Annotated in this window: 2 protein-coding genes; both read left to right on the plus strand. The window is 43.6% G+C overall.

The window, feature by feature from the left end; genetic code table 11:
* Positions 1-492: site-specific integrase (locus JCM15124_RS12520; protein ID WP_024999671.1), on the plus strand; the 492-nt coding region annotated here is incomplete at its 5' end.
* Entirely contained in the window at positions 489-890 is a 402-nt protein-coding gene (locus tag JCM15124_RS12525) for a hypothetical protein (RefSeq protein WP_024999672.1), read from the plus strand. The genes JCM15124_RS12520 and JCM15124_RS12525, both read left to right, overlap by 4 nt.
* The last annotated feature ends 258 nt before the right edge of the window (positions 891-1,148 follow it).

The following is a 1,148-nucleotide window of genomic DNA, read 5'->3' on the forward strand; positions in this document are numbered from 1 at the left end:
GTACAATATGGACATATCCAAACGGCAGCGGACGGACAAAAGTACATCCGCAAGGAACGGCAGAAGACAAAGGTGGAGTTTGTCGTGCCCCTGCATCCGATAGCCGAAGTCATTATCAAACATTGCAAAGCCGAACAAAAGAGAAACGGAGGAATGCAATCGGTGAAAGAAAAAGGTAAAACTGAAACAATGGCAGATAACCTTGTCTTTCCCTGTTATTGCAGCCGAAGTGTAATGAGTGCCAAGCTAAGCATCGTGGGTAGAGCTTGTGGCATCAGAGAAAGGTTATCCTACCACATGGCACGGCATACGTTCGGCACGATGAGTCTGAGTGCAGGTATCCCCATAGAGAGCATTGCCAAGATGATGGGACACGCCTCTATCGCCAGCACACAAATCTATGCGCAGGTAACCGATAATAAGATTTCGGAGGATATGGACAGATTGATTAGTAAATATCAAAAGGAAAAAACAAAGGAGGAAGTGATATGAACGTCAATCACCATCAAACAAAAAGAGACCGCAGCTATTTCGAATGGAGCGATAAGGTGCAAATCGTTCGCAAGGGAAATGGCGATATAGCCATGACGGAGAGCGAACTCGTAGATTTTTTCGGTGTAACGTGGAAGAAGCTCAATTATCGCTTGCAACTGCTCATCAAAACAACTCACCTGCACCCTGACGAAAGAGATGCAGGTGAGGAGGAAGTTTTTGTGAACGGCCCGCTAAGAGGTTATGCACCGCTTTATCCGCTCTCAATCATCATTGCCCTGTCTTTTCAGTTGGACAGCACGGAAGCCTATCTGTTCAGAAAGTATATTTGTAGAGAAATACACCGCCCGGCAAATATCATCACACCGATATTCTTAGTCGGCAAGATAGATAACTGAAACCTTTCTTTTTCTTTCACCGATATTATCTTACTACATAACTACAATAAAGGATAACGCGGTGAAAGAAAAAGGATTACCATGTGTAGAAGGTTTGATAAAAGACTCTTTCTACATTTATACTACGATACTACGACAAACTTCTTTGAGTTTCTCAAACCTGAACATGCCGTCGTCATCTGAGAAAATGTCGGGCATATTCGGATCGGGATGATGCTTGCAGAAGAATTCTACGATATGGAAGCCACACACATTGAT

The sequence above is a fragment of the Prevotella falsenii DSM 22864 = JCM 15124 genome, assembly GCF_000613945.1.
Lineage (GTDB): Bacteria > Bacteroidota > Bacteroidia > Bacteroidales > Bacteroidaceae > Prevotella > Prevotella falsenii.

Excerpts from the sequence above, each read along its gene's own strand:
- JCM15124_RS12525 (WP_024999672.1), top strand. The coding sequence starts at position 489 with ATGAACGTCAATCACCATCAAACAAAAAGAGACCGCAGCTATTTCGAA.